21 protein-coding genes and 1 tRNA gene are annotated in these 21,634 nt (G+C 65.2%); 17 read left to right on the top strand and 5 right to left on the bottom strand.

Annotated features, from left to right (window positions below):
- Positions 1-68: 68 nt before the first annotated feature.
- The 8 genes from JAB6_RS15885 to JAB6_RS15850 all read left to right on the top strand — a co-directional run bounded on the left by JAB6_RS15885 (position 69) and on the right by JAB6_RS15850 (position 9,483).
- Complete coding sequence (locus JAB6_RS15885; protein WP_176741207.1) at positions 69-500, top strand: biopolymer transporter ExbD; 432 nt, start codon at positions 69-71, stop codon at positions 498-500.
- Positions 501-578: 78 nt separating this feature from the next.
- Positions 579-1,790, top strand: coding sequence for a tetratricopeptide repeat protein (locus JAB6_RS15880; protein WP_070303591.1), 1,212 nt, complete (start codon positions 579-581; stop codon positions 1,788-1,790).
- Between the two features lie 190 nt (positions 1,791-1,980).
- The gene (locus JAB6_RS15875) at positions 1,981-2,952 is read left to right on the top strand and encodes a bifunctional riboflavin kinase/FAD synthetase (RefSeq protein WP_070303589.1); all 972 of its coding nucleotides are present in this window, start codon (positions 1,981-1,983) and stop codon (positions 2,950-2,952) included.
- 67 nt (positions 2,953-3,019) lie between these two features.
- Positions 3,020-5,920, top strand: a complete 2,901-nt coding sequence (gene ileS, locus JAB6_RS15870; protein WP_070303587.1) for an isoleucine--tRNA ligase — start codon at positions 3,020-3,022, stop codon at positions 5,918-5,920.
- Between the two features lie 89 nt (positions 5,921-6,009).
- Positions 6,010-6,519: a signal peptidase II gene (gene lspA, locus JAB6_RS15865; protein ID WP_034754175.1), complete on the top strand. Its 510-nt coding sequence runs from the start codon at positions 6,010-6,012 to the stop codon at positions 6,517-6,519.
- Positions 6,520-6,536: 17 nt separating this feature from the next.
- On the top strand, positions 6,537-7,757 hold the full coding sequence (gene coaBC / locus JAB6_RS15860; protein ID WP_070303584.1) for a bifunctional phosphopantothenoylcysteine decarboxylase/phosphopantothenate--cysteine ligase CoaBC: 1,221 nt from the start codon (positions 6,537-6,539) through the stop codon (positions 7,755-7,757).
- Between the two features lie 35 nt (positions 7,758-7,792).
- Positions 7,793-8,242: a dUTP diphosphatase gene (gene dut, locus JAB6_RS15855; RefSeq protein ID WP_034754180.1), complete on the top strand. Its 450-nt coding sequence runs from the start codon at positions 7,793-7,795 to the stop codon at positions 8,240-8,242.
- Between the two features lie 137 nt (positions 8,243-8,379).
- Positions 8,380-9,483 (top strand): M48 family metallopeptidase, encoded by a 1,104-nt coding sequence (locus tag JAB6_RS15850; protein WP_070303583.1) that lies wholly within the window; start codon positions 8,380-8,382, stop codon positions 9,481-9,483.
- A gap of 31 nt (positions 9,484-9,514) precedes the next feature.
- On the opposite strand, the gene JAB6_RS29360 is transcribed toward JAB6_RS15850, so the two are convergent.
- Positions 9,515-9,655, bottom strand: a complete 141-nt coding sequence (locus JAB6_RS29360) for a hypothetical protein (protein ID WP_175444556.1) — start codon at positions 9,653-9,655, stop codon at positions 9,515-9,517.
- 97 nt (positions 9,656-9,752) lie between these two features.
- Here JAB6_RS29360 and JAB6_RS15845 point away from each other — a divergent pair, with 97 nt between their 5' ends.
- From JAB6_RS15845 to JAB6_RS15825, 5 genes are all read left to right on the top strand, one after another.
- Positions 9,753-10,760, top strand: coding sequence for an XdhC family protein (locus JAB6_RS15845; RefSeq protein WP_070303582.1), 1,008 nt, complete (start codon positions 9,753-9,755; stop codon positions 10,758-10,760).
- An 80-nt stretch (positions 10,761-10,840) separates the two neighbouring features.
- Positions 10,841-11,752: a DNA-3-methyladenine glycosylase 2 gene (locus tag JAB6_RS15840; protein ID WP_070303580.1), complete on the top strand. Its 912-nt coding sequence runs from the start codon at positions 10,841-10,843 to the stop codon at positions 11,750-11,752.
- A gap of 57 nt (positions 11,753-11,809) precedes the next feature.
- The gene (locus JAB6_RS15835; protein ID WP_058050557.1) at positions 11,810-12,181 is read left to right on the top strand and encodes a hypothetical protein; all 372 of its coding nucleotides are present in this window, start codon (positions 11,810-11,812) and stop codon (positions 12,179-12,181) included.
- A gap of 21 nt (positions 12,182-12,202) precedes the next feature.
- On the top strand, positions 12,203-12,724 hold the full coding sequence (locus JAB6_RS15830; protein ID WP_070303579.1) for an RNA polymerase sigma factor: 522 nt from the start codon (positions 12,203-12,205) through the stop codon (positions 12,722-12,724).
- Positions 12,721-13,512, top strand: a complete 792-nt coding sequence (locus tag JAB6_RS15825; protein ID WP_070303578.1) for an anti-sigma factor — start codon at positions 12,721-12,723, stop codon at positions 13,510-13,512. The genes JAB6_RS15830 and JAB6_RS15825 overlap by 4 nt, the downstream gene beginning before the upstream one ends.
- On the opposite strand, the gene JAB6_RS15820 is transcribed toward JAB6_RS15825, so the two are convergent.
- Positions 13,509-14,729 (bottom strand): MFS transporter, encoded by a 1,221-nt coding sequence (locus JAB6_RS15820; protein WP_070303577.1) that lies wholly within the window; start codon positions 14,727-14,729, stop codon positions 13,509-13,511. The genes JAB6_RS15825 and JAB6_RS15820 overlap by 4 nt on opposite strands.
- A gap of 137 nt (positions 14,730-14,866) precedes the next feature.
- On the opposite strand from JAB6_RS15820, the gene JAB6_RS15815 reads away from it, so the two are divergent.
- Positions 14,867-15,829, top strand: coding sequence for a LysR family transcriptional regulator (locus JAB6_RS15815; RefSeq protein ID WP_083292748.1), 963 nt, complete (start codon positions 14,867-14,869; stop codon positions 15,827-15,829).
- Here JAB6_RS15815 and mug read toward each other — a convergent pair.
- Positions 15,762-16,283 (bottom strand): G/U mismatch-specific DNA glycosylase, encoded by a 522-nt coding sequence (gene mug, locus JAB6_RS15810; RefSeq protein ID WP_070303576.1) that lies wholly within the window; start codon positions 16,281-16,283, stop codon positions 15,762-15,764. The genes JAB6_RS15815 and mug overlap by 68 nt on opposite strands.
- A gap of 151 nt (positions 16,284-16,434) precedes the next feature.
- On the opposite strand from mug, the gene JAB6_RS15805 reads away from it, so the two are divergent.
- A complete protein-coding gene (locus tag JAB6_RS15805; protein WP_034754200.1) occupies positions 16,435-16,911 on the top strand; it encodes a (2Fe-2S)-binding protein in 477 nt (158 codons plus the stop codon).
- A complete protein-coding gene (locus JAB6_RS15800) occupies positions 16,908-19,214 on the top strand; it encodes a xanthine dehydrogenase family protein molybdopterin-binding subunit (protein ID WP_070303575.1) in 2,307 nt (768 codons plus the stop codon). Before JAB6_RS15805 ends, JAB6_RS15800 begins: the two co-directional genes overlap by 4 nt.
- On the opposite strand, the gene JAB6_RS15795 is transcribed toward JAB6_RS15800, so the two are convergent.
- Positions 19,211-20,404, bottom strand: a complete 1,194-nt coding sequence (locus JAB6_RS15795) for an MFS transporter (RefSeq protein ID WP_070303574.1) — start codon at positions 20,402-20,404, stop codon at positions 19,211-19,213. The two genes, JAB6_RS15800 and JAB6_RS15795, sit on opposite strands and share 4 nt — an antisense overlap.
- Before the next feature lie 110 nt (positions 20,405-20,514).
- On the opposite strand from JAB6_RS15795, the gene JAB6_RS15790 reads away from it, so the two are divergent.
- Positions 20,515-21,303 carry a helix-turn-helix transcriptional regulator gene (locus JAB6_RS15790; protein ID WP_070303573.1) on the top strand — a complete coding sequence of 263 codons (789 nt, stop codon included), beginning with the start codon at positions 20,515-20,517 and terminating at the stop codon, positions 21,301-21,303.
- 70 nt (positions 21,304-21,373) lie between these two features.
- Here the strand turns inward: JAB6_RS15790 and JAB6_RS15785 are convergent.
- Positions 21,374-21,450 (bottom strand) — tRNA-Met (locus tag JAB6_RS15785).
- Positions 21,451-21,634 lie beyond the last annotated feature (184 nt).

The following is a 21,634-nucleotide window of genomic DNA, read 5'->3' as shown; positions in this document are numbered from 1 at the left end:
CCACTGCCGGAAGCTGACCGGGCGGCAGTTTCGCCCGGTGCTTCGTTGGACTTCTTAAAGGAAACACTATGAGTATGAATGTCGGTTCGGGAAGCGCTCCAGGCGCGGATCCGGAACCAATGATGGAACTGAACATGACGCCCCTCATCGACGTGATGCTGGTGCTGATTATCATGTTGATCATCACGATTCCTAAGCAAAACCACTCGGTGAACTTGAACATGCCGGTCGGCACCCCGCCGCCACCGACAACCGAACCAGTGGTCGTCACGATCGATGTCGATTTTGACGGTACGATCTTGTGGGACAATCAGGTCGTTCCTGACCGCGCTTCGCTGGAAGCCAAGCTGAGCAACGTCGCTGCGCAAGCAGACCAGCCGGAAGTGCATCTGCGTCCGAACAAGCTGGTGGAATACAAAGTCGTCGCCGGTGTGATGGCGTCGGCGCAGCGTCTGGGCGTGACCAAAATCGGTCTGGTCGGCAACGAGCAATTCCAGTAAGCTGCAGCAATCAGGTTCTCTTTACATCCGAATAGGCAGGACTTCCTGCCTATTCGCTTTTTACTGAAAGACTTTCTTATGTCCAAGTTTCGTCTCGCTCATCTCGGCCTCGTCATGGCCGCTATCGGTTTTACCGCAGCAACTCCCGTAATCGGCCTGGGCTCGCTGGCATACGCCGCGGACACCGTGCGTGCCGAAGTGGGCAAGCCACTGCAAGAAGCGCAAAAACTCGCTAGCAGCGGCAAAAACAAGGAAGCGCTGGCCAAGCTGCGCGAAGCTGACAGCGTCGGCGGCAAGACCGCCTTTGAAAGCTACCAGATCGAGCGCGTGCGCGCCTCGGCCGCTGCTGCCGCCGGCGACAACGGCACCGCCATCAAGGCGTTTGAAGCCGTCATCAATTCCGGCCGCCTGAGCGCCGCCGAAGCCCCCAAATTCACGCAAGCGCTGGCAGGCATGTACTACCGCGCCAAGGACTGGCCGAACACCATCACCTGGATCAAACGTTCGCTGAAAGACCGCGAAGATCCACAGATGCGCGAACTGCTGATCCAGACCTACTACGTCAGCGGCAACTACGCCGAAGCGGCGAAAGAACTGCAATCGCGCGGCGGCAACTCGGAAGCGAGCCTGCAAATGCTGGCCAACATCCAGTTGAAACAGAACGACAAGGCCGGCTACGTCGCCACCCTGGAAAAACTGGCATCGAGCTATCCGAAAACCAGCTACTGGGCCGACCTGCTGAACCGCGTTTCCGGCAAACCTGGCTTCTCGCAGCGCCTGGGCCTGGACGTCCAGCGCCTGCGCCTGGCCAACGGCCTGTTCACCAAGCCGTCCGAATACATGGAAATCAGCCAGCTGGCCCTGCAAGCAGGCAATCCTGGCGAAGCGTTGGCCATCATCGAGCAAGGCTACAAAAAAGGCGTGCTGGGCACCGGCACCGATGCTGCCCGCCACCAGCGCCTGAAAGACCTGGCCCTGAAGACCCAGGCTGACCTGAAGGCCAACGCCGCCAAGTCGGAAGCGGAATACGTCAAGAACAAGGACGCCGACAGCTTGAGCAAGCTGGGCTTCGCCCTGGTCTACGATGGCCAGACCGACAAAGGCCTGGGCCTGATGAATGACGCCGTGAAAATGGGCACCGCCAAGTATCCGGAAGAAGCCAAGCTGCATCTGGGCATTGCCTACATCCACGCCGGCAAGAAATCCAACGCATCGACCGCGCTGAAAGCCGTCAAGGGCACGGATGGCGCTGCGGACCTCGCCCGTTACTGGGCATTGATGAACAAGTAAGACAATATCGCCAAGATATTGTCGGGCAGCTAGTTGAGTGCCCATCGCGAAAAGCGTTGCCAGCACACTCGCCGGCAACGCTTTTTATCATTTCAGCAGGGAAATTGCCCCTGCGCCCGCCCTGCCGGGTGTGCATCCCTGAAACAGTCCGTATAATCCCCCTTTTGGCACAGTTTTTCATCAGATTCCTATGAAGGTATTCCGCGGACTTCCCAATGCCCAGGCACGAGCGCCTTGCGCTCTGACCATCGGCAATTTTGACGGTGTCCACATCGGCCATCAGGCCTTGCTGGCGCGCGTGCGCGAAGCTGCCACCGAACTCGGCATCGAAGCGGCCGTGATGACGTTCGAGCCGCACCCGCGCGAATTCTTCGCGCAGCGCGCGGGTGACCTGTCGAAGGCGCCACAGCGCATCGCCAACCTGCGCGACAAGCTGCAGTCGCTGGACGACGCCGGCATCGACCGTGTCGTCGTCGAGCACTTCAGCGCCCAGTTCGCCGCCCTGACGCCGCAGGAATTCACGGAAAAAGTCCTCGTCGACGGCTTGCACGTGAAATGGCTGATGGTCGGCGACGACTTCTGCTATGGTGCCCGGCGCGCCGGCGACGTCGCCATGCTGCAGGAAGCGGGCCGCCAATACGGTTTCCACGTAGAAACTTTACCGACGGTGATGAATGGCAGCACGCGTATCTCGTCATCGGCCGTGCGCCTGGCGCTAGCCGCCGGCGATTTCCCGCTGGCCACGCAGCTGCTCGGCCATCCGTACGCCATTTCCGGCCACGTCATCCACGGCCAGAAGCTGGGCCGCACGCTCGGTTTCCCCACCCTGAACCTGCGCGTGGCGCACCGCCCCGCCCTGTCCGGCGTCTTCATCGTGCAGGTACACGGCCTGGGACCGGCACCGTTGCCGGCCGTGGCCAGCCTGGGCGTGCGCCCCACCGTCGACGACAGCGGCCGCGTCTTGCTGGAAGTGCATCTGTTCGATTTCGCCCAGTCCTGCTACGGCAAGCTGGTACGCGTGGAGTTTTTGGAAAAGCTGCGCGACGAAGAAAAGTACGACGACTTGCCCACCCTGACGGCCGCCATCGAGCGCGACTCGAACCAGGCGCGCGCCTACTTCGAGCAGCGCAGCGGCGCCATTACCGCCACCGACCGAATTTGACGCCGGCCAACTCCGCCGACTGGCGGCTCCCGCCGCCGCAAACCATTCAATATCATTAAAGAAGATTATGTCCGATCAAAACAAGCCAGCCACGCCCAAGCAGAACAAGAAGCCTGAAAGCAAATACCCGGTCAACATGACGGAAACCCCGTTCCCGATGCGCGGCGACATGGCCAAGCGCGAGCCTCAATGGGTACAGCAATGGCAAGACAAGAAGATCTACGAGCGCGTGCGCAAGGCTGCCGCCGGCCGTCCGAAATTCATCCTGCATGACGGCCCGCCGTACGCGAATGGCGACATCCACCTGGGCCACGCAGTCAACAAGATCCTGAAAGACATGGTCGTCAAGTCGCGCTCGCTGGCAGGCTTCGACGCGCCGTATGTACCGGGCTGGGATTGCCACGGCATGCCGATCGAGATCCAGATCGAAAAACTGCACGGCAAGAACCTGCCTACGGCCGAAGTGCTGGAAAAAGCGCGCGCCTACGCCAACGTGCAGGTCGAGCGCCAGAAGAAAGACTTTATCCGCCTGGGCGTGCTGGGCGAGTGGGACAACCCCTACCTGACGATGGCGCACGGCAATGAAGCGGACGAATTGCGCGCGCTGGGCAAGCTGCTGGAAAAAGGCTATGTCTACCGCGGCCTGAAACCGGTCAACTGGTGCTTCGACTGCCAGTCGGCCCTGGCCGAAGCGGAAGTGGAATACGCGGAAAAACGCGATCCCGCCATCGATGTCGGCTTCAAGTTCGCCGAGCCGGCCAAACTGGCGGCTGCCTTCGGCCTGCCATCGCTGCCGACCGATAACGGTTTCATCGTCATCTGGACCACGACGCCGTGGACCATCCCGTCGAACCAGGCGCTGAACGTGCACCCGGAAGTCAAATACGCGCTGGTGAAAGCCGAGCGCGATGGCCAGCCATTGCTGCTGATCCTGGCGCAAGACCTGGTCGTGGCCAGCCTGGCGCGCTTCAAGCTCGAAGGCACGACGATCGCCACCTGCGACGGCGCGGCCCTGGCCGGCATCAGCTTCCGCCACCCGCTGCATGCGAGCGACGCTTTCTATGACCGCCTGTCGCCCTTGTACCTGGCCGAATACGTGACCACGGAAAGCGGCACGGGCGTGGTGCACTCGGCGCCAGCCTACGGCCTGGACGACTTCATCTCGTGCAAGGCGCACGGCATGAAGGACGACGACATCATCAAGCCCGTCATGGGCGACGGCAAGTTCGCCTCGACCCTGCCCCTGTTCGGCGGCATGACCATCTGGGAAGCGTCGAAGCCGATCTGCAACGCCCTGCGCGAAGCGGGCGCGCTGTTCGAAGTCAAGATGTTCGACCACAGCTACATGCATTGCTGGCGCCATAAGACGCCGATCATCTACCGCGCCACCTCGCAGTGGTTCGCCGGCATGGACGTGACGCCGAAAGACGGCGGCGCGACCCTGCGCGAGACGGCCCTGAAAGGCATCGCCGACACCGAATTCTTCCCGGACTGGGGCCAGGCGCGCCTGCACGGCATGATCGCCAACCGTCCTGACTGGACCCTGTCGCGCCAGCGCCAGTGGGGTGTGCCGATGGCCTTCATCGTGCACAAGGAAACGGGCGACCTGCATCCGCGCACGCCGGAACTGCTGGAGCAAGTGGCCAAGCTGATCGAAAAGAACGGCATCGAGGCATGGCAGGCGCTCGATCTGAAAGACCTGATTGGCGACGAAGCGGCCATCTACGCGAAAAACAAAGATACCCTGGACGTGTGGTTCGATTCCGGCGCCACGCACCAGACGGTGCTGGGCGGCCCGCAAGGCCACGGTTCGCATTCGACGCAGCTGCAATTCCCGGCCGACCTGTACCTGGAAGGCTCGGACCAGCATCGCGGCTGGTTCCACTCGTCGCTGCTCGTGTCGTCGATGCTGAACGGCCGTCCGCCATACAAAGCCCTGCTGACGCACGGTTTCACGGTCGATGGCGAAGGCAAGAAGATGTCTAAGTCGCTGGGCAACACGCTGGCGCCGCAAAAGATCTCGGACACCCTGGGCGCGGACATCCTGCGCCTGTGGATCGCCTCGACCGACTACACGGGCGAGCTGTCGATCTCCGACGAGATCCTGAAACGCGTGACGGAATCGTACCGCCGCATCCGCAACACCCTGCGCTTCCTGCTGGCCAATACGTCGGACTTCAATCCGGCCACGGACGCCGTGCCGGTGGCGGAGATGTTCGAAATCGACCGCTATGCGCTGGCCAACATGGCATCGCTGCAAACGCAGATCGAGAACAACTACGCGCGCTACGAGTTCCACCCGGTCGTGTCGAAGCTGCAGACGTACTGCTCGGAAGACCTGGGCGGCTTCTACCTGGACATCTTGAAGGACCGTTTGTACACCTCGGGCCTGACGTCGCATGCGCGCCGTTCGGCGCAGACGGCCCTGTGGCACATCACGCAAAGCCTGCTGCGCCTGATGGCCCCGGCCCTGTCGTTCACGGCCGAAGAAGCATGGGCTGTCTTCGCAGGAAGCGAAGCGTATGCCGCCAGCGATGAAACCATCTTCACGCAAACGTGGTGGCAGCTGCCGGAAGTGGCGGATGCCGCCGGCCTGCTGGAGAAATACACGGCACTGCGCGCCGTGCGCACGGATGTGACGAAACAGCTGGAAGACTTGCGCACCTCGGGCGCCATCGGTTCGTCGCTGCAGGCGGAACTGACGATCAAGGCCGCGCCGATGAAGTACAAGCTGCTGACCACCCTGGGCGAAGACTTGAAGTTCGTCTTCATCACCTCGCAGGCAACCGTGGCTGAAGTGGCCGACGAAGCGGCAGAAGAGGTGGTCGTGGCCGCGTCGACGGCGCCGAAGTGCGAGCGCTGCTGGCACTACCGTGCGGACGTGGGTACGGACGCCGCGCATGCTACCCTGTGCGGCCGCTGCGTCAGCAATCTGTTTGGCGCGGGCGAGAAACGCCGCTTCGCCTAGAACAGCAAGCCGGGGCTGGATGACTTCCGCCCCGCTCCCACCGCCGCTGCCTGCAAGGGCAGCGGCGGCTTTATCTTCCCTGGAAAAATATGGCCACCAAAAACCGTTTTTCATCGAAATCGTCATCGTCGGCGTCGCTCGTGCCCTGGCTGGGCATTGCCGCCATCGTCATCCTGTTCGACCAGATCACCAAGATCACGATCCTGAAGACCTTCCGCTATGCGCAGGAGATGGTCATCACCTCGTATTTCAACCTGGTGCTCGCGTATAACAAGGGCGCCGCGTTCAGTTTCCTGTCCGACCAGGGTGGCTGGCAGCGCTATTTCTTCACCGGCATCGCCCTGGCGGCCGCCATCTACATCATCTACCTGCTGAAAAAGCACGCGGGACAACGCATGTTCTGCTGGGCCCTGGCGCTGATACTCGGCGGTGCGCTGGGCAACGCCATCGACCGCCTGATGTACGGCCACGTGGTCGACTTCCTCGACTTCCACTGGAAAAGCTGGGGCCATTTCCCCGCTTTCAATATCGCCGACAGCGCCATCTGCATCGGCGCGGCCCTGTTCATCATCGATGAACTGCGCCGGGTAAACAAATAAACACGCGGGAGAACGGCATGGAATTGTCCGGCAAAAAAATCGTCCTGGGACTGTCAGGCGGCGTCGCCTGCTACAAGGCGGCGGAACTGTGCCGCGCGCTGACAAAGGCCGGCGCCTCGGTGCAAGTGGTGATGACGGATGCGGCCAGCCACTTCATCACGGCCGTCACGATGCAGGCGCTGTCCGGCCACCCCGTTCACACGAGCCAGTGGGATGCCCGCATCGACAACAACATGGCGCATATCGATTTGACGCGCCATGCGGACGCCATCCTGATCGCGCCGTGTTCGGCAGACTTCATGCGCAAGCTCGCGCATGGCGTGTGCGACGACCTGCTGTCGACCCTGTGCCTGGCCCGTCCCGCCCACCTGCCCCTGCTGGTGGCGCCGGCCATGAACGTGGAAATGTGGCAGAACCCGGCCACGCAACGCAATGTGCAGCAGTTGCGCGACGACGGTATCAAGCTGTTCGGCCCGGCCGCCGGCGAACAGGCATGCGGCGAAGTGGGCCTGGGCCGCATGCTGGAACCGGAACAGCTGCTGACGGAGCTGATCGCCGCCTTCCAGCCGAAAGTCCTGGCGGGCAAGCGCGTGCTGGTCACGGCCGGCCCCACGTTCGAAGCCATCGACCCCGTGCGCGGCATCACCAATCTGTCCTCGGGCAAGATGGGCTATGCGGTGGCGCGCGCAGCGCGCGAAGCGGGCGCCGAAGTGCTGCTCATTTCCGGCCCAACTGCCCTGGACGCGCCATTCGGCGTGCGCCGCATCGACGTGCAAAGCGCGCAGCAGATGCATGATGCCGTGCTGGCCCACGTCGACGGCCAGCACGTCTTCGTCGCCGTGGCCGCCGTCGCCGACTGGCGCGTGGCCAACGCCAGCGACCAGAAGATGAAAAAGCAGGCCGACGGCTCCGTACCCGAACTGCAGTTCGCGCAAAACCCCGACATCCTCGCCACCGTGGCGGCACGCACCAACCTGGCCGGCTATCCCTACTGCGTGGGCTTTGCCGCCGAATCGGAAAACCTCGTGGAATTCGGCTCGACCAAGCGTGAAAAGAAGGGCATTCCCCTCCTGGTCGGCAATATCGGCCACAACACGTTTGGCCAGGACGACAACACCATCATCCTGTTCGACGAAGAAGGCCATACCGTACTGCCGCGCGCCTCGAAACTGAACCTGGCGCGCCAGCTGATTTCGGAAATCTCGAAGCGCATTGCCAAGAATTCGCTGCTCAAATAATCCCATTAAACGACTTAGCTTAGTTAGTTAGATTCATGAAAAATATCGACATCAAGATCCTCGACGCCCGCATGAAAGAACTGCTGCCGGCCTACGCTACGCCCGGCAGCGCCGGCCTGGACCTGCGCGCCTGCATAGCCTCAGCGATCACCATCGAAGCCGGCCAGACCGTGCTCATTCCCACCGGCCTGGCCATCCACATCGGCGACCCGTCGTATGCGGCCATGATCCTGCCGCGCAGCGGCATGGGCCACAAAAACGGCATCGTATTGGGGAATCTGGTAGGCTTGATCGACTCCGATTACCAGGGCCAGCTGATGGTATCGACCTGGAACCGGGGCCAGAGCGCTTTCACGCTCAATCCCATGGAACGCCTGGCGCAACTGATTATCGTGCCGGTGCTGCAAGTGGGCTTTAACGTCGTCGAGGAATTCGGCGACAGCGAACGCGGTGTTGGCGGTTTCGGCAGCACCGGCAAACATTAACAGCGACTGACAAACCGTAGCGAGCGGATGTGAGTTGTGGCTGAGAAGCGGAGCTGTGCGAATGCACAGTGAGCATCGGAGGCCGCAAATCGCGCCGCGCAGTAGGTTTTGTCAGGAGCTACACGAAGGAATAGTCCATGCCAGGTTTCCGCCATCTGATCCCAGCCCCAACTTCGCTGCGCCGATTGGCCACTCCTCTCCTGTTGGCCAGTGCGGCCATCCTCGCTGGTTGCACCACCCCGATGACGAATGTCAGCGGCCCGTTCAACGTCGTGCCGGCGCCCGATGCGCCCGCGCCGACGGCGCAGCAAAAGGCGGCGCAGGAAGAACTGGTGAAGATGGTGGCGCTGCAGGACCGCCTGTCGAAAGTCTCGGCGCCCCTGCTGATCAACAATGCGGATCTGTGCAAGACGTATGCGCGCAACCTGCTGGGCTTCACGGCGCAGAACAAGTATTCCTACCCTGGCATCTATGCCGACGCGGCGCAGGCGGCCCTCGGCTACGGCGAACAGATGCAGGTGTCCGGCGTCTTGCCGGGCAGCGGCGCCGCGCGCGCCGGCTTGCGCAAGGGCGACGGCTTGCTGGCAGCCGAAGGCAAGCCGCTGCCGGCCGGCCCGAAAGCGGAAGGCCCGTTCGGCGCCATCGTCGGCCCGCTGGCCTCGAAAAGCGCGAGCCTGAACATGACCATCGCCCGCGACGGCCAGCAGCAGGACCTCAAAATTCCCGTCACGCGCGCCTGCGCCTTCCGCGTCGCCCTGGGCAATGCGGACAATATCAACGCGTACTCGGACGGCGGACGCATCATGCTCACGCGCGGCATGGTCAATGCGGCACAAAACGACGAAGGCATCGCTTTCGTCATCGCCCGCGAAATGGCGCACAACATCCTCGACCACGCGCGCAGCCAGCGCACGGCAGGCACGGCCGGCAGCATCATCGACAGCCTGGGCGCTGTGCAGCCCGACGTGTCGATGCTCACGGGCGCCGCCGGCATCAAGGCCATGCCGCAGGAACTCGACGTGCAAGCCGACACCCTGGCCATCTACCTGCTGGCGCGCGCCGGCTACAACGTCGACAACGCCGCGCGCTTCTGGCAGCGCCTGGCCGCGCAAGTGCCGGCGACGGTCGCCAACGGCTACACGGCCCTGCACCCGGGCACCAACTCGCGCATGGCGGCCGTCAACCGCGCCGTCATCGACGTGCGCGCGAAGCAGGCGGCGAAGAAGCCGTTGAAGCCTTAAACGCCAAAGGCGCCTGATACAGCAGGTTTGCTCAGGCGCCTGGGAAGTTCGGGAAGTAGGTGCCCATGATCCAGGTCAGGGCGCCGCAAAACACCACCGCCAGGAACAGGGCGATGAGCAGTTTGCCAAACTTGGGGATGCCGTCATCTTGCGTCTTTTGGTCGTTCGACATGAAACTCTCCGCAGGCTGTTGGAGAGCGTAGTATAGCCACAATATTAAAAAATATTCCATACTTTGCCGCCTACCTGCGGCTTTCCTTCCGCGCCCCATGGACAGCATCGACCTTGAAGTTCTGAAAACCAGCGCCGCCTGGCTCGCCGCCGGCCACCGCTGCGAACTCGTCACCGTCATCAAGACGTGGGGTTCCAGCCCCCGCCCCGTGGGCGCCACCCTGGCTATCTGCGACGATGGCACGGTGGTCGGTTCCGTTTCCGGCGGCTGCATCGAAGATGATTTGATCGATACCGTGCGCGTGCACGGCATCGTGCGCACGCAGCCGGAAATCGTCAGCTACGGCATCAGCGCGGACGAGGCGCACCGCTTCGGCCTGCCCTGCGGCGGCACCATCGAACTGGCCATCGAACCGCTGCATGCGGACAGCAAGGTGGCCGAACTGCTGGCGCGCCTGGAAGCGCATGAACTGGTCGAACGCCGCCTGGATCTCGATAGCGGCGCCGTCACCCTGCGGCGCGCCACGCCGGGGGCCGTGCTGGCCCTCGAAGATGGCGTACTCACCACGCAGCATGGCCCGCGCTGGCGCTTGCTGATCATCGGCGCCAGCCAGCTGTCACGCTTCGTGGCGCAGATCGCCACGGCCATGGATTACCACGTCATCGTCTGCGACCCGCGCGAGGAATACCGGGGCGGCTGGAACGTGCCCGGCGTGCCCCTGCTGCACGCCATGCCGGACGACCTCGTGCTCGAACTCAAGCTCGATAGCCGCAGCGCCGTCGTCGCCCTCACGCACGACCCCAAGCTCGACGACCTGGCCCTGATGGAAGCGTTGAAATCGCCCGCGTTCTACGTGGGCGCGATCGGCTCGCGCGCCAACAATGCCAAGCGCCGCGAACGGCTGCTGCAGTTCGACGTCAGCGCAGAACAGCTGGCGCGCCTGCATGGACCCATAGGCCTGTACATCGGCAGCAAGACGCCGGCCGAAATCGCCATTTCCATCCTGGCCGAACTGACGGCCGTGAAAAATGGCGTACCCGAGACTCTGCAGATCCAGCACGCGGCGGCCCTGAGTCCACCCAGCACCGACATCTGCGCGCGCTAAGGTAAAAAGCAAGAAACGCGGTGCGCCCGCATCGGCCCCCTGATACCGTCCCTGATACGCTCCCTAATTTCCTGCCCACCATGACCCTGTTGCACTGGACCCTCCCCCTGCCCGCCGGCTACCGCCGCGACGACGTCATCGCCTTCCACAGCCGCGATGGCGAAGCCGTGGCCGAACAAGTCACGCCAACGGGACTGCGCAAGGGCATCCTGATGCAGGGCGTGCCGGTCGTGCTGGACGTGGCCTTCACGGACGCTGCGGCCATCTGCCAGGCGGACATCGATGGCGATACCGATGCCGGCCTTCAAACACCGCTGCACGGCGCCTTGCTGAACATCCTCGGCCTGCGCATCGACCCGCAGCCGTTCGCGCAACTGGCCGCCGGCGACCCGCTGCTGGCGCCTCTGGTCAGCGTCAATCCGGGCCTGCGCATCGTGCAATCGGCCAGCCCTTTCGAAGCGCTGACCTGGGCCATCATCGGCCAGCAGATCAACCTGCCGTTCGCCATTTCCCTGCGCCGCACTTTCATTCTGCAAGCGGGACGCCGGCACACCAGCGGCTTGTGGTGCTATCCCGAGGCGCGCGACGTGGCACGGTTGTCGGTGGAAGATCTGACCAGCCGCAAATTCTCGCGCGCCAAGGCGGAAACCGTGCTGCGCCTGGCACGCCTCGTCGATGAGGGAGAACTGTCGCTGGAGCTGCCGCCTTCCGGTGACGTGGCGGCGATATCGCAAGCGCTGCTGGCCGTGAAAGGCATCGGCCCGTGGACCGTCAACTACGCGCTGCTGCGCGGCTACGGCTATGCCGACTGCTCGCTGCATGGCGACGTGGCCATCCGCGCCGCCCTGCAAAAGCTGCTCGGCGAAGTAACGAAACCTGACATGGCGCGCACGGAACAGTGGCTGCGCCAGTACGCGCCGCACCGCACCATGGCGGCGGCCCACCTGTGGGCCAGCCTGCATCCAAAAAATAATCCGCCAGCGCGGGAATAAACGGCGGGCGACACGCGTCTATCCCTTGCAAGCCCCCAAAACCTCAAGGAGACCATCATGCGCTTTACCACTTTCGCCGCCACCGCCCTGTTCACCGCCTTGTCCGCCCCGCTGGCGTTCGCCGCCGACGTCATGCCCGCCAACGGCATGCTGGTCAACGCCAGCGGCATGACCGTCTACGTGTTCGACAAGGATGTCGCCGACAGCGGCAAGAGCGCCTGCAGCGGCGGCTGCCTGGTGGCCTGGCCCGCCGTCATCGCCACCGAAGCGGCGCCCGCCGCCCCGTATGGCAGCATCAAGCGCGAAGACAACGGCGCCATGCAGCTGACCTACAAGGGCAAGCCTCTGTACCTGTACAAGGAAGACAAGAAGCCGGGCGACGTGGCCGGCGACAATTTCAAGAACGTGTGGCACGTCGTCAAGCCGTAAGCAGCCCTTCCCGCCGCCACGATGGCCACGCAAGACGATAGCCGCCAGCTGCAAGCGTGCCTGCCCGGCCTGCGCCGCTATGCGCGCGCGCTGGCGGGCGCCCTGCACGCGGACGACCTGGTGCAGGACACCGTGGAGCGGGCCTGGCGCAAGCTCGATCAGCGGCAGCGCGGCGGCGAGATGCGGCCCTGGCTGTTCTCCATCATGCACAACCTGCACGTGGATCAATTGCGCCGTCCCGGCCTGGCGCTGCAGGAGCTCGACGACGACGCCCTGCTGCCCGCGCCCGAGCGTACGCCCGGGCAGTCCATCGCCATCGGCGAAATGGATGCGGCGCTGGCCCGCTTGCCGCTGGGGCAGCGCGAAGTGATCCTGCTCGTCGCGCTGGAACAGATGCCGTACGAGCAGGTGGCGGCCACCCTGGACATCCCCGTCGGCACCGTGATGTCGCGTTTATCGCGCGGGCGCGAGCGGCTGCGCGAACTGCTCGACGGCCGCCCCGTTGGCAGCCATGGCGCCCCCACCCTGAAAGTCGTGAAATGACAACGCAAGCCATCAGCGAAGCGCAATTGCACGCCCTGGCCGACGGCGTCCTGCCCGAGGAACAGCGCGCGGCCATCGATGACCACCTGCGCGCGCATCCAGAAGACGCCGCCCGAGTCGACGCCTGGCGTGCACAGAACCTGCAATTGCGCGCCCTGTTCGACCCCGTGCTGGACGAAACCGTGCCACCGGCCCTGCTGCAATCGGCATCGCCACCGGCCGCGAACGGCGCCTGGCAGCGCCCCGCCATGCAGGCAGCAGCGGCCGTCGTGCTGGTGATCGCTGGCGGCGCGGGCGGCTGGCTGCTGCGCGGCGATGCAAGCGACAGCATCACCACCAGCGCCAGCCCCCTTGCCCTGGCGCGCAGCGCCGCCATCGCCCACGCCGTCTACACACCCGAAGTGCGCCACCCCGTCGAGGTGGGCGCGGAACAGGAGGCGCACCTGGTGCAGTGGCTGTCGAAACGCCTGGGCACGAAATTGCAGCCGCCCGCGCTGTCGCCGCTCGGTTATCACCTGATCGGCGGACGCCTGCTGCCCGGCGATGGCGACGGCCCCGTGGCGCAATTCATGTATGAAGATGGCGGCGGCAAGCGCCTGACCCTGTACGTGGCGAAAGAGCGGGCCGGCAGGCAGGAAACGGCCTTCCGCTACACGCAGGAAAAGGAATTGAGTGTGTTTTACTGGATCGACGGCCAGCTCGGTTATGCCCTCTCGGCGAACCTGCCCAAGCAGGAACTGGGCAAGATCGCCGGCGCCGTGTACGCGCAGCTGGAACAGCCGCGTTAAGTTAAGGTTGGCGCGCGCCGCTGTGCGCGTGATCCGGCCAGGTGGATCGCTCCGGCCAGCAAGCCCAATACAACGCCAAACACCGCCACGCCCGTCCAGCCGTAACGCTGCATCAGCCAGCCGCTCACCGCCACGCCCGCGGCGCCGCCAATAAAAGTCGCCGTCATGTACAGGCTGTTGATGCGACCCTGGGCGGCCGGATCGACGGCAAAGGCGCGCGTCTGGTTGGCCACCAGGGCAGCCTGCACGCCGATGTCGAGCACGATGACGCCGATCACCAGCAAGGCCAGCGACGAGGCGGCGCCCGCCAGCAGCAGGTAGGACAAGGTCACGATGGCGATGCTCAGGCCAATGACCGTGCGCGAACCGAGTCTGTCGGTGGCCCTGCCGCCCACGGTGGCGGCCAGTGCGCCGGCCGCGCCGATGATGCCGAAGGCGCCGGCCCAGGCGCTGCCCAGGTGCCATGGACCGTTGGCCAGCAGCGAGGCCAGGTTGACCCAGAACGCATTGAAGCAGGCCCACAACAGCGCCTGGATCAGCATCGATTCGCGCAGGGGACGATGGTCGCGCGCCAGTGGCCACAACGACGCCAGCAAGCCAAGGTAGGAGAGCTGGCTACCCGGTTTCCCGCGCGGCAGCAAGGCCGCCGCCGCGATCCACACGGGCACCATGAAGGCCGCTTCCATGGCGTACACGGCGCGCCAGCCCCAGGCCTCGCCCACCACGCCGGCGACCGTGCGCCCGAGCAGGATGCCCACCATGATGCCGCTGACCACCGTGCCGACGGAACGGCCGCGCTCAGCGGGCGGCGACATGCTCGCGGCAAGCGGCACCAGTTGCTGCGGCACGCAGCTGACGATGCCCAGGCCAAACGAAGCGCCGATCAGCGGCCAGATGCCCGGTGCCAGCGCCGCCGCCAGGGCGCAAACGAAAGCCAGCGCGATCTGCCCCAGCACCAGGGTGCGCCGGTCGACGCGGTCGCCCAGCGGCAGCAGCAGCGCCAGTCCCGTGGCAAAGCCCAGCAGCGCCGCGCCGGCGACCAGGTTGACGGCCGCCAGGTCGACGCCGAGGCCGGACTGGATCAGGGGCAGGATAGGCTGGGTGCAATAGATGTTGGTGATGACCGCGCCGGCGATCACCGCCATCATGAGGATCTTGCCGCGCGGCGCGGACGCCACGGTGTGTGCATCGGGCGGGGGAATGGGTGTGGGGCGCATGGCGCTCTCCTTTCATGTTGCCGCGGCAACATGCCGCGGCGAAGGAGACCAGCTTACGTACTTGCACCAACAAAGAGAATCCCATAAGATTGAGAATCATTCTTCCAAAATTCGATAGACTCACATGAGAACACGCGATGGATAGACTGGAATCCATGACCATCCTGCTGGCCGTGGTGGACGCGGGCAGCCTGTCGGCCGCCGCACGCCATCTCGGCATGCCGCTGGCCAACGTCAGCCGCAAGGTGGCGGCGCTGGAAGCGCACCTCAACACGCGCCTGCTGCACCGCACGACGCGCCAGCTGTCGCTGACGGAGGCGGGCCACTCCTACGTGGCCGCGTGCCGCCGCATCCTCGAAGAGATCGGCGAAGCGGAGCGTATTGCGACGGGCGAATATGCGGTGCCGAAAGGCGAACTGACGATCACGGCGCCCGTCATGTTCGGACGCCTGCACATCGTGCCCGTGGTGGCGGCGTTTCTCGCCCGCTATCCGGACATCGAGATCAAGCTGGTACTGACGGACCGCGTCCTGCACCTGATGGACGAGCAGGTCGACGTGGCCATGCGCATCGGCGACCTGCCCGACAGCAGCTTCGTGGCGACGCGGGTCGGCACGGTGCGCCGGGTCGTCTGCGCCAGCCCCGGCTACCTGGCCGCGCATGGCACGCCAACTGCGCCGGGCGATCTGGCCGCGCATGCCTGCATCAGTTTCGAGGTGCTGGAATCGCGGCGCGCCTGGGTCTTCGGCACGGGCAAGGCTGCGCAGTCCGTGCCCGTGCACTCGCGCCTGGCCGTCAATACGGTGGACGCGGCGATCGCCGCCGCCACCCTGGACGCGGGCGTGATCCGCGTGCTGTCGTATCAGGTGATGGACGCCCTGCGCGGCGACAGGCTGCGCATCGTGCTCGCACCGTTCGAAGCGGCGCCCTTGCCCGTCAGCCTGCTGCACAAGGGACAAGCGCCGCTGCCCTTGAAATTGCGCGCCTTCCTCGATTTCGTCACACCGCTGTTGCGCGCGGTGGCACTGGACGTCAGCCCAGCGCGCGTTGGAGTTCCGCATACGCGTCGACCAGCCGCTCCTTCGAATAGCCGCGATTGAGCCCACTCGGATTGGGCAAGATCCACACACGCGCGCCGCCGAAGCGCTCTGCCTGTTCGCCCCACTCCAGCTGGCGCTTGCCCGTCATCGCCGCGTAGGCGGCCTTGCCCAGGAAGGCGATCCACTGCGGCTGCAGCAATGCCAGTTTATGTTGCAGGCCCGCCGCCGCTTGCGCGAATTCGTCCGCCCCCACCTGGTCCGCGCGGCTGGTCGGGCGCCCGACGGCCGCCGTCAAGCCCAGTCCGAAACCGAGCACGCTGGCATCGTCCTGCGGCACCACCAGATGCGGCGTGAAGCCGGACAGGTGCAGCACGGGCCAGAAGCGGTTGCCGCGGCCGAGAAAATGGTGGCCGGCCGCCGCCGCGTCCACGCCGGGATTGAGGCCGCAAAAAACCACCTGCAAGCCGGGAGCGAGGATGTCCGGCAAGCCCTGCGCCGCTGCGATGTATGCCATGGAAAACTCCAATATCAGAAGCCGCAGTATGCCACCGGACCCCACTCCCTGCAGCGCATGGCGGCTGGTGCTACCATCCCCTACTGATGAGCTAATCCGTATGGCGGATGGCCGTCGCGCTTTCCGTACCAGCCCCCACAGAGGAATACACATGACGACCCTGACCATCAATGGCAAACAGCACGACCTTGCCCTGCCTGAAGACACGCCCCTGCTGTGGGCCCTGCGCGACGAACTGGGCATGACCGGCACCAAGTTCGGCTGCGGCATGGCCCTGTGCGGCGCCTGCACCGTGCACCTCGATGGTGTAGCCATCCGCTCCTGCGTGACGCCGGTGTCGGCCGCCGCCGGCAAGAAGATCACCACCATCGAAGCCGTGGGCGAAGACAAGGTCGGCCTGGCCTTGCAACAAGCGTGGCAGGAGCACGGCGTGCCCCAATGCGGCTACTGCCAGGCCGGGCAGATCATGTCGGCCACGGCCCTGCTGCACAAGACGCCCAAGCCGAACGACCAGCAAATCCGCGAAGCGATGAGCGGCAATATCTGCCGCTGCGGCACCTACACGCGCATCCACGCGGCCATCAAGCAGGCCGCCACCAGCATCAACGCAAAAGGAGCGGCCAAATGAGCATCCATGACACTCCCGCCGTCCATTCGCCTGCGCGGCGCAACTGGCTCAAGGCCGCCGGCGCGCTGGCCGGTCTGACTTTGGTGGCAGGCCCTTCCGGCCTCGTGATGGCGGCCGACGCCGTCAAATACGGCGGCGACAAGATGGCCGGCGGCGTGGTCGACGACACCCTGGCCTTCCTGTCGGTGGCCGCCGACGGCATCGTCACCATTGTTGTGCACCGTTCCGAAATGGGCCAGGGCATCCGCACCAGCCTGCCCATGGTGGCGGCCGATGAACTGGGCGCCGACTGGGCGCAGGTGCGCGTGCAGCAGGCGCCCGCCGACGAAGCGCGCTACGGCAGCCAGGATACGGACGGTTCGCGCAGCATGCGCCACTCGTTCCGCGCCATGCGCCACGTGGGCGCCACGGCGCGCCTGATGCTGGAAACGGCGGCCGCCGTGCGCTGGGATGTGCCCGTCACCGAGGTGAAAGCCGTCAACCATGCGGTCGTGCATGCGGCCAGCGGACGTTCGCTGTCGTTCGGCGCCCTGGCCGAGGAAGCGGCCAAATTGCCGGTGCCGCCACGCGCGCGCATCAGCCTGAAAACGGCGGACGAGCTGCGCTACATCGGCCAGACCAGCACGCGCGGTATCGACCTGCGCGACATCGTCACGGGCAATACCCACTTCGGCATCGACACGCGCCTCGATGGTATGGCGTATGCCGTCATCGCCCGTCCGCCCGTCTTCGGCGGCAAGCTGAAAAGCGTGGACAAGACGGCGGCCCTGAAGGTGCCTGGCGTGCTGCGCATCGTCGAACTGGCGGGCAGCCCGCCGCCGGCCATGTTCAATCCGCTGGGCGGCGTGGCCGTCATCGCCAGGAACACCTGGGCCGCCATCAAGGGCCGCGAAGCGCTGGTGCTGGAATGGGAAGATGGCCCGAACGGCGATTACGACTCAAAAGCCTTCCGCAAGACGCTGGAAGCGGCCGTGCGCCAGCCGGCCAGCCCGGCGCGCGACCAGGGCAAGACGGTGGCTACCCTGGCCGCCGCTCCCGCCGCGCGCAAACTGAGCGCCGAATACTATCTGCCCCACCTGGCCCACGCCACCATGGAGCCGCCCGCCGCCACCGTGCGCATCGCCAACGGCAAGGCCGAAGTGTGGGCTTGCGTGCAGGCGCCGCAAGCGACGCGCAGCAACGTGGCCAAGGCCCTGGGCTTGTCGTACGACGATGTGACCGTCCACGTGACCTTGCTGGGCGGCGGCTTCGGGCGCAAATCGAAACCCGATTTCGCCGTCGAGGCGGCGCTGCTGTCGAAGGCCATGGATGGCGCGCCCGTCAAGCTGACGTGGACGCGGGACGACGACCTGCAACACGACTATCTGCATACGGTGTCCGTCGAACGGCTGGAAGCGTCGCTGGACGCGAAAGGCATGCCGACGGCCTGGCTGCACCGCACTGCCGCCCCCACCATCACCTCGACTTTTGCCGCCGGCGCAAACAAGCAGGCGCCGTTCGAACTGGGCATGTCGGCCATCAACGTGCCGTTCGCTATTCCAAACGTCCGCGTCGAAGTGCCCGAAGTGCCGGCCCACACGCGCATCGGCTGGTTCCGTTCCGTGTCGAACATCCCGCACGCGTTTGCCATCCAGTCGTTCACGGCCGAACTGGCTCACGCGGCAAAGAAGGACCACCGCGACTACCTGCTGGCGCTCTTGGGCCCCGCGCGCAAGATCAACCCGGCCGACCTGTCCGACGGCTGGAACTATGGCGAAGACCCGGCGAAGTATCCGGTCGATATCGGCCGCATGCGTCACGTGATCGAGCTGGCGACGGCCAAGGCGGGCTGGGGCCGCAAGCTGCCCAAGGGACGGGGACTGGGCCTGGCCGTGTCCTACAGTTTCGTCACCTATGTGGCGGCCGTGATCGAAGTGGAGATCAATGCGGCCGGCGAAGTCATCGTGCCGAGAGTCGACATCGCCATGGATTGCGGCCCGCAGATCAACCCGGACCGCGTGCGCTCGCAGATCGAGGGCGCCTGCATCATGGGCCTGTCGCTGGCCATGAGCGGCGAGATCAGCTTTAAGAATGGCCGGGTCGAGCAAAGCAATTTCCACGACTACGCCGTGCTGCGCGCCGCCGATGCGCCGCGCGTGATCCACACGCATCTGGTGCCGGGCACCCTGGACATGGAGCTCGGCGGCGTGGGCGAACCGGCCACGCCGCCCATCGCCCCGGCCCTGTGCAACGCCATCTTCGCCGCCACGGGCAAGCGCATCCGCGCCCTGCCCGTGGGCATGCAGCTGGCGAAAAAGGCTTAAGTCCGCCGCGCGGCAGGCCACTGCAGCAGCAACGCCGCAGTGGCGACCAAGGCGGCGCCTGCCGCCAGCAGCCACATCGGCCAGTTGAGCAGGAGCAGCAGGCCGCCCGTGGCGGCGCCGATGGCGCTGCCCAGGTACAGCGCCGATTCGTTGAGGGCGATGGCCAGATTGCCGTCGCCCTGCCGCGCACGCACGGCCAGCAGCCGCTGGTTTTGCGGCACTTGCAGGGCCCAGCCAGCCGCGCCCCACAGCGCGATCGGCGCCAGCATCAGCCAGGCCGACCAGCCGGCCGCCAGCGGCAGCGCGCACAAGGCCAGCGCCAGCAGCAGCAAGATGATGCAGGTCAGCTTCGGCGCCGCCACCTTGTCCGCCCATGGCCCGACCAGCACACTGCCCACGATCCCTCCCACGCCCCACGCCCACAGGAAGGGCGTGGCGGACATCGCCATACCGTTCGCCGACCACGCCAGCAGCGGCGCGATAAACGTGTACATGCCCAGGCTGGCGATGGCCGCCAGCAAGGACACGAGCAAGATGGCCAGCACCTGCCCATCGGCCAGCAAGGCCAGCTTGCGGCGCAGAGAAATCGCCGGTGCCGCCGGCAGCGCGGGCAGCTGCCACAGCAAGCCCGCCAGCGCCAGCCCGCCCAAAAGAGTCACCAGCCACAGGGCCGCCGTCCAGCCCAGCTGCTGCGCCAGCAGCAAGCTCAATGGCACGCCCAGCACCGTGCCGCCCGCCATGCCGCCCATGATCACGCCGATGGCCTTGCCCCGCTGCTGCGGCGCCGACACACCCGCCGCCGCCGCGATACCGAGCGCCAGGTAGACGCCGGCACCGATGCCCGCAATGGCGCGCCATGCGAGCAAACCGCTGAAACCGGGCGCCAGCGCGCTGGCCCCGTTCGCCAGCACGAACACGGCCAGCGCGATCAGGAGGCCGGAGCGCTGCGCGCGCGCCGGCAGCAAGGCCACGGCCAGCGGCGAACCGAGGCCATAGGCCAGGGTGAACGCCGTCACCAGTTGCGCGGCCATCGCCAGGGAAACGGAAAACGCGCCGGCGATCATCGGCATCAGGCCCGCCGTCACATACGACGCCATGCCCAGCGCGAATGCGCCAATGGCGATCAGGTAGACGGTGGCGGGAAGCGCGGCAGTGCCAACTGCGGGGGCGCTGCGGAAAGAGTCAGACATGGGCAAGCCTTCGAAAAGAAAGCAGGCATTCTGGAATACAATATAAACAATTACAATTTAACTGTTTATGCTATTACTGATAGCAACAGCCTCACCGGAAAGACCGCACCATGCGCACTTTAGCCCGCACCCGCCACGAACTCGCCGCCTACCTGCAGGCGCGGCGTGCGCGCCTGTCGCCGGAAGACGTGGGCTTGCCCGGCGGAGGACGGCGGCGCACGCCCGGCCTGCGCCGCGAAGAAGTGGCGGCGCTGGCTGGCGTGGGGCTGACCTGGTACACGTGGCTGGAACAAGGGCGCGACATCGGCGTCTCGAGCGCCTTTCTCGACAAGCTGGCCGAAGTGCTGAAACTGGACGCGGGCGAGCGCCGCCACCTGTTCCTGCTCGCGCATGCGCGCCCGCCGGCCGAAGAAGGCAAGACGTTTTGCGTGGTGCCGCCGCCGGTGCGCCGCCTGATGCACGAACTGGCGCATCCGGCCTATGTGCTCAACCTGCGCTGGGACGTGCTGGCGTTCAATGCGGGCACGGACGCGCTGTTTGGTTTCGGCGCGCATGCCGCCTCGCGCCGCAATCTGCTGTGGCTGTTGTTTACGGATCCGCTGCTGCGCTCACGCTTCACGGCCTGGGAAGAGCAGGCGCCACTGATGCTGTCGAGCTTTCGCCGCGACTATGTGCGCGCCACGCAGGAAGCCGATATCCACGCGCTGGTGCAGGAACTGGAAAAAGTCTCACCCGAATTCAAGCTGTGGTGGCGCCGCCACGACGTGCATGCGCCGTGTGCAGGCGTGCGCCAGCTGACAATCGACGGCGAGCAGGTCGCCTATGAGCACACCTCGCTGACCATCGATGCGGACCGCCACTTGCGCCTGGTCGTGTATGCGCGCCAGGCGCCGGAGTAAACGGGGCGCACAACGGGGTGCACAACGAAAAAACCGCTGGCCCTCTTGCGAGGAACCAGCGGCTTCGAATTGGTTGCGGGGACAGGATTTGAACCTGTGACCTTCGGGTTATGAGCCCGACGAGCTGCCAGACTGCTCCACCCCGCAGGCGAATTATATACCAGTTTGCTGCACTGCGGGGAGCTAATCGCGGCAGCGGGCTGGAAGAGCTGCATGGGCGGCTTGAGAATGAAAAAAGCCGCTGATCTTTTGCAAGAATCAGCGGCTTTCCGGTATTGGTTGCGGGGACAGGATTTGAACCTGTGACCTTCGGGTTATGAGCCCGACGAGC

The organism is Janthinobacterium sp. HH104 (assembly GCF_001758715.1).
In the GTDB taxonomy this organism is placed as follows: Bacteria; Pseudomonadota; Gammaproteobacteria; order Burkholderiales; family Burkholderiaceae_D; genus Janthinobacterium; species Janthinobacterium aestuarii.
This window is presented reverse-complemented; position numbering and strand designations above follow the sequence as displayed.

Bases quoted from the DNA above. Each gene is read 5' to 3' on its own strand.
- JAB6_RS15885 (WP_176741207.1), top strand. From the start codon at position 69: ATGAGTATGAATGTCGGTTCGGGAAGCGCTCCAGGCGCGGATCCGGAA.
- JAB6_RS15880 (WP_070303591.1), top strand. From the start codon at position 579: ATGTCCAAGTTTCGTCTCGCTCATCTCGGCCTCGTCATGGCCGCTATC.
- JAB6_RS15875 (WP_070303589.1), top strand. From the start codon at position 1,981: ATGAAGGTATTCCGCGGACTTCCCAATGCCCAGGCACGAGCGCCTTGC.
- ileS (WP_070303587.1), top strand. From the start codon at position 3,020: ATGTCCGATCAAAACAAGCCAGCCACGCCCAAGCAGAACAAGAAGCCT.
- lspA (WP_034754175.1), top strand. From the start codon at position 6,010: ATGGCCACCAAAAACCGTTTTTCATCGAAATCGTCATCGTCGGCGTCG.
- coaBC (WP_070303584.1), top strand. From the start codon at position 6,537: ATGGAATTGTCCGGCAAAAAAATCGTCCTGGGACTGTCAGGCGGCGTC.
- dut (WP_034754180.1), top strand. From the start codon at position 7,793: ATGAAAAATATCGACATCAAGATCCTCGACGCCCGCATGAAAGAACTG.
- JAB6_RS15850 (WP_070303583.1), top strand. From the start codon at position 8,380: ATGCCAGGTTTCCGCCATCTGATCCCAGCCCCAACTTCGCTGCGCCGA.
- JAB6_RS29360 (WP_175444556.1), bottom strand. From the start codon at position 9,655: ATGTCGAACGACCAAAAGACGCAAGATGACGGCATCCCCAAGTTTGGC.
- JAB6_RS15845 (WP_070303582.1), top strand. From the start codon at position 9,753: ATGGACAGCATCGACCTTGAAGTTCTGAAAACCAGCGCCGCCTGGCTC.
- JAB6_RS15840 (WP_070303580.1), top strand. From the start codon at position 10,841: ATGACCCTGTTGCACTGGACCCTCCCCCTGCCCGCCGGCTACCGCCGC.
- JAB6_RS15835 (WP_058050557.1), top strand. From the start codon at position 11,810: ATGCGCTTTACCACTTTCGCCGCCACCGCCCTGTTCACCGCCTTGTCC.
- JAB6_RS15830 (WP_070303579.1), top strand. From the start codon at position 12,203: ATGGCCACGCAAGACGATAGCCGCCAGCTGCAAGCGTGCCTGCCCGGC.
- JAB6_RS15825 (WP_070303578.1), top strand. From the start codon at position 12,721: ATGACAACGCAAGCCATCAGCGAAGCGCAATTGCACGCCCTGGCCGAC.
- JAB6_RS15820 (WP_070303577.1), bottom strand. From the start codon at position 14,729: ATGCGCCCCACACCCATTCCCCCGCCCGATGCACACACCGTGGCGTCC.
- JAB6_RS15815 (WP_083292748.1), top strand. From the start codon at position 14,867: ATGGATAGACTGGAATCCATGACCATCCTGCTGGCCGTGGTGGACGCG.
- mug (WP_070303576.1), bottom strand. From the start codon at position 16,283: ATGGCATACATCGCAGCGGCGCAGGGCTTGCCGGACATCCTCGCTCCC.
- JAB6_RS15805 (WP_034754200.1), top strand. From the start codon at position 16,435: ATGACGACCCTGACCATCAATGGCAAACAGCACGACCTTGCCCTGCCT.
- JAB6_RS15800 (WP_070303575.1), top strand. From the start codon at position 16,908: ATGAGCATCCATGACACTCCCGCCGTCCATTCGCCTGCGCGGCGCAAC.
- JAB6_RS15795 (WP_070303574.1), bottom strand. From the start codon at position 20,404: ATGTCTGACTCTTTCCGCAGCGCCCCCGCAGTTGGCACTGCCGCGCTT.
- JAB6_RS15790 (WP_070303573.1), top strand. From the start codon at position 20,515: ATGCGCACTTTAGCCCGCACCCGCCACGAACTCGCCGCCTACCTGCAG.